Consider the following 5,285-nt stretch of genomic DNA (forward strand, 5'->3'; position numbering starts at 1 on the left):
ACATCCTACCAATTAACAGCAAGGGGTGACAAATGTCCCTAACTTCTACAAATTTAAATCTTCTCTTTATCGTTTTAAGAGTTAACGTTAAATGACGTTTTTAAAAACTTTAATTATAAAAAACAGATATTAAAATAAAAAAAGGCAGTAAGATTGTTTTAACTCTTATCTTATTCATTTTTTATGGTAGGTTGGGTAATCCTGTTGGTTTCCTTTCAATACCCTCGGCTTTGAAGTAGTCATCAAGGGTTCTTTTCTTCACCATCTCCAAATAATCTGTAAGCTGTTTCTCCACATCCTTATCTAAGGGTTCCGGCTGATGCTCTTCTAATATTTTTTGCCATTTTTCACGTGCCACATCTACAATACTTTTTGATCCTCGTTTCTCCCAGGCTTCCCTTCTATTCCTATCTATTAAGAACGGTATGTACTGCTCCTTTTGGAAATTTTTAAGCGTATGCTTATGGCTAAGGAATGAACCACTTGCCCCAACCTCTTTTATAACATCCACTGCTAGAGTGTTCTCATTAACCTCTATTCCTTCCAAGGATCTTCTTATTATTCCTACTAGTTCCTCGTCAATCATTATGAGTTCCATGTTGGTTGTGATACTGGATTCGATGGTCCCGGCACAAGTGATGTAATTTATTCTAGCAGCAGCCGCCATGAAAAGCGTCAAGGCTTTCTCGAACCCGGCTTGAATGTCCACCAGCATGGACTCACTAGTTCCCGCCAGTGCCCTTGAGGGAAGACGATAAAACTTAGCCATCTGAGCCGAAGCAACATATATTAAACCAGTTTCTATGGAGCCTAGAGCTATGTTTCCGGTACGCATATCGGTAATGGTGGAAACCGTACCGTAAAGAACCGGAGTCCCGGGACTCACCAGTTCACAGAGCACAAGGCTACTAAGTATCTCGGCGTTTTGTTGCACTAATAGTCCCGCTAGTGTCGTGGGAGCTGTGGATCCCGCTTGGGCCTCTGGTGCGATTATCATGGGCTGTTTGTACCGGTTGAAAATCATCATCCCCCTCATAACAATGTCCGAAGTTTGCAGGGGACTAACCGGGTTATAGAATCCGATTATGCGGGGCTTCTTTATAAGCTCCTCTTCATCCCCCACCACCATGGACACCATTCTAATCATATCTTGGGAGGCCAACACACCGTAGGGACCTATACCAAAGCACTTAATGGTGTTTTTAGCCCAAGTAAGTACCTCATAGGCATGAATGGTGGTGAACGGAACATCATGTGCCCAAACATCAGTGTGCGAAGTGTTAATATACTTTAACGCGTCTATCAAGCGGTACTTGTTTTCAACATCCTTCAGGGTGGTTTCCCTAATTTTTCCAGTTTCTGAATCAATTATTTTGACCGGTGTAGGCGAAAACGTAAAGGTTAAACTGTCTCCTCCAACCCTTAACTTGAACTTTTCTTCTCGTCCATACAGTGTGAACTGACTGGGAGCCTTCTTCAAACCTTCCCTAACCAGATACTCTGGTATCTTCACCATATTAGTTTTGTTGCTAACCTCCGCCCCGGCTTTGCCCAGGATTTCCCGAGCTTCAACCACATCTATCTTGACTCCCACATCTTCCAACACTTCCATGGAAGCATTATGAATATCGTAAATCTCATCCTTACTCAAAATCTCTAATCTTGGCAGCTTCACATCATCTTCCTCCCGCTACTACATAACTCCTAAGAGTTCTTTAGCTATTTTTACGGCTTCCACGGCGTCGGTAGCGAATCCATCTGCCCCAATTTCCTCCGCCCACTTCTCCGTAACAATAGCGCCGCCAATAATGTATTTCACCTTTTCCCGAATACCCTCATTTTCCAGAGATTTAGCTACGTTGAGCTGTTCATGCATAGTCATGGTGAGCATAGCGGAAGATCCCACTATATCCGCATTAAGCTCCTTAGCTTTTCTAGCGAATTCTTCTGGTGGAACATCTTTACCCAGGTCGTGTACTTCGAATCCGTTGGCAAAGAGCATGGAGCCCACAATGTTCTTCCCGATATCGTGGATATCTCCAAAAACGGTTCCAATAACCACTCTGCCTACCGGTTCCCTAGCCTCGCCACTCGCTTTCAGAGCCGGTTCCAAGACTTCTTTTATCGCACCCTGAGCAGCTTCACCAGCCGCAACCAGTTGAGGCAGAAAGTACTCGCCACTCTCAAATTTATCTCCAAAATCTCTCAGAACATCAGTTAGAATGTCTATAAGTTTAAGAGGACCAACACCCTCATTGATGGAGTCTCGAAGAATTTTTGCCAGTTCTTCCTCCTCGAACTCCAATAAAGCTTCTTCTATTTTCTTTCGAATATTCTCCTCAGACAACCAATCACCTCAAACATTAATATTGTCAAATTAAACTAATAGTCATAAATTCTATTATAAGATTATTTTTGTTAATTTAGTTATGGCTTTAAAGCTAATCGGTTAGACAACATTCCTGAAGATAGTAGAAATTCTATATAAAAGCTTAGTGGAGGGAAAGAGAATGGGTAAACGTTTTCTATATAAATACCCTCTCCGTATCAAATCCTATACCATATCATTCTGTTATTCTCAAAGAAATTTATGCCCTATTTTTATGTTAAGGATACAAAAGGGATAAAAATAAGTTTGAGCTATTCGTATCTGGCTCTCTGCATCGGCATCTCTGGAAGCGAAAAATTACTAGGTTATTTTTGTTTAATGAAGAATGGTGATTTCGCTTGGATTACTTGTATTGGAATAAGGATGTGGAACTATTTTCCAGGAAAGAAATTGAGGAGATACAGTCTAAACGATTGAGTGATATGGCTAAATACTGTTATGACAATGTTCCTTTTTATAATAATAGTTTTAAGAGATCGGGATTGAAGCCTAACGATATTAAATCTTTAGACGATATTGTAAAAATTCCTTTAACTTTGAAGGATAATCTTAGGGAGAATTATCCGTTTAAGATGTTTGCTAAGCCTTTGGAGGAGATTGTTAGGCTGCATGCCAGCTCGGGAACGAGCGGTTCGCCCACCGTTGTTGGTTATACTAGGAATGATATTGAGACTTGGACTGAGCTTATGGCTCGCACCATAACTTGTCCCGGTGGTCATAAAGGGGATATCCTTCAGAATGCTTACGGCTATGGGTTGTTTACGGGGGGTCTGGGATTTCATTATGGTGCTGAAAGAATTGGTGCAGCGGTCATTCCCATCTCGGGTGGGAACACGGGTCTGCAGCTAAAATTGATGAAAGATTTTGGTTCAACTATTCTCACCTGCACCCCCTCATACTCCCTTTTTGTTGCGGAATTTGCCAAACAGGAAGGAATCAACATTGAAAAAGAGATTAAGCTACGGATGGGGATTTTTGGAGCGGAGCCGGCCTCGGAGACTCTTAGAAGCAAAATTGAGGAATCTTTAAACATTGATGCATACGATATTTATGGGCTATCGGAGATTTACGGCCCCGGAGTATCTGTCGAGTGCCCCGAGAAAAACGGATTACACATCTGGGAGGATCAATTTATACCAGAAATTATTGATAAGGAAACCAAGGAGCCTGTTTCTCCAGGAGAGAAAGGAGTCTTGTTATTTACCCCTCTAACCAAGGAGGGGATCCCCCTGTTGAGATATGTTACTAACGATATCACCTCTCTGAATTATTACAAGTGTGGTTGCGGACGGGAGATGGTTAGAATGAGTAAGGTTATGGGTAGAGCGGATGACATGTTGATTGTTAGGGGGGTTAACGTGTATCCTTCGCAGATTGAGCATGTTTTAATGGGTATTCCAGGTGTGAGTGAGAATTATCAAATAGTGGTTGACCGTGATATTCTAGATACTTTAACGGTTAAGATTGAGGTTACTCCAGAAAGATTTAGTGACAAAATTAGGGACCTGGTGGAGTTCCAGAGAATGGTTGAAGATGAACTGTTTGAAACTCTCAGGGTGAAGGCTAAAATTGAGTTAGTTGCCCCAGGGGAGATTCCTAGGTCCATGGGTAAAGCAAAAAGAGTGATAGACTTAAGGAAGGAAAACATATAGCAGATAGGAGGAATGGAAGAAAATGGTGAAACAGATTTCGGTTTTTCTTCAGAACAGGCCGGGAACGCTGGCCAATCTGACCAAAATACTACTTGATCATAAAATAAACATGAGGGCTCTTACCGTCGCCGACACCGCAGATTACGGAATTATCAGAATGATCGTGGATAACCCCGAAAAAACCATAAAAGTGCTGAAGAACCAAGACTATCTAGTTTCAGAAACCGATGTGATAGCCGTGGAAGCTATAGATAAACCAGGAGGCTTATACCAGATAGCCACGGTTTTGGGAGAAAAGAACGTGAACATAGAGTATCTTTACACCACTTTGAAACAGGGAAAGGCAATCATGATTATAAGAGTTTCAGACATTGAAGCCGCTATGGAAGCATTGAGCAATGGAGGATTCAAACTAGTCAGCGAGAAAGAACTTTACGAATAATATATAACTCTCCCCTAAATTGTCTATTCGGAAAAGCCAAAAATAATCGGCAGAAACATAATCAGAACATGCTAATTTAAGAGGAGATTTTGAAATTTGTCCAAAATTGAGAGAGATTTAGAAGAACTTAGCGAACTAGCGGTTAAAGAAGGAGCGTCTAGAGCCAAGGGCATCGACACCAGCCTAATTGTAGTGGATGAAAGAGTGCAGTTAAAATGTAGATATCCCCCTTGCATAAATTACGGGAGAAATTTAATGTGTCCACCCTATACACCCACTGCTAAGGAGTTTAGAGAGATTCTCCAAAATTACAAATACGCTATAATCTTTCAAATAGACAAAACGATGAACAAGAAGATACAGGATTATCTCAAAAATAAGGAAACCAATCTCTTAGACCTCTCCAAAGATGAAGAATTTATTAAGCTTGTTTTAGATACTGGCGAAGATGAAGGAGCAGAAGCCAATCGGATAATCACTGCCCTAGAGAGAGAAGCCTTCAAAAAAGGATACCGCTTAACACTGGGACTAACAGTCGGACCCTGCAGACTTTGTAAAGAATGCGATACCAAAAATCTTTGCAAACATCCCTGGGAAGCGAGACCATCAATGGAAGCCGTGGGAATAGACGTGTCAAAAACCGCGGAAAACGCCGGATTCAAAATACAGTGGGGAACAAAAGAATCAATGAACCTCACAGCCCTAATTTTAATTGATTAAAAAGAATCTAAGAATTTGTTTAAATCGCTCTTCTTTATTTTTCGGAAATAAAAAATATGGATTATTTTATGTTATATATTAT

General features: G+C 41.0%; 5 protein-coding genes. 3 read left to right on the forward strand and 2 right to left on the reverse strand.

Annotated features, from left to right (window positions below; genetic code table 11):
* Positions 1–181: 181 nt before the first annotated feature.
* Both ACUVXA_RS15780 and ACUVXA_RS15785 read right to left on the reverse strand, forming a co-directional pair.
* A complete protein-coding gene (locus tag ACUVXA_RS15780) occupies positions 182–1,675 on the reverse strand; it encodes a trimethylamine methyltransferase family protein (RefSeq protein ID WP_445872243.1) in 1,494 nt (497 codons plus the stop codon).
* Positions 1,676–1,693: 18 nt separating this feature from the next.
* Positions 1,694–2,347 (reverse strand): cobalamin B12-binding domain-containing protein, encoded by a 654-nt coding sequence (locus tag ACUVXA_RS15785; RefSeq protein WP_445872244.1) that lies wholly within the window; start codon positions 2,345–2,347, stop codon positions 1,694–1,696.
* 389 nt (positions 2,348–2,736) lie between these two features.
* Here ACUVXA_RS15785 and ACUVXA_RS15790 point away from each other — a divergent pair, with 389 nt between their 5' ends.
* The 3 genes from ACUVXA_RS15790 to ACUVXA_RS15800 all read left to right on the forward strand — a co-directional run bounded on the left by ACUVXA_RS15790 (position 2,737) and on the right by ACUVXA_RS15800 (position 5,203).
* Positions 2,737–4,041 carry a phenylacetate--CoA ligase family protein gene (locus ACUVXA_RS15790; RefSeq protein WP_445872247.1) on the forward strand — a complete coding sequence of 435 codons (1,305 nt, stop codon included), beginning with the start codon at positions 2,737–2,739 and terminating at the stop codon, positions 4,039–4,041.
* A 22-nt stretch (positions 4,042–4,063) separates the two neighbouring features.
* Complete coding sequence (locus tag ACUVXA_RS15795; RefSeq protein WP_445872245.1) at positions 4,064–4,483, forward strand: ACT domain-containing protein; 420 nt, start codon at positions 4,064–4,066, stop codon at positions 4,481–4,483.
* Between the two features lie 96 nt (positions 4,484–4,579).
* Positions 4,580–5,203, forward strand: a complete 624-nt coding sequence (locus tag ACUVXA_RS15800; RefSeq protein WP_445872246.1) for a DUF2284 domain-containing protein — start codon at positions 4,580–4,582, stop codon at positions 5,201–5,203.
* Positions 5,204–5,285: the final 82 nt, after the last annotated feature.

It is taken from the genome of Candidatus Jordarchaeum sp., from assembly GCF_052745115.1.

Coding starts and splice junctions, on each gene's coding strand:
- ACUVXA_RS15795 (WP_445872245.1), top strand. CDS start 4,064: ATGGTGAAACAGATTTCGGTTTTTCTTCAGAACAGGCCGGGAACGCTG.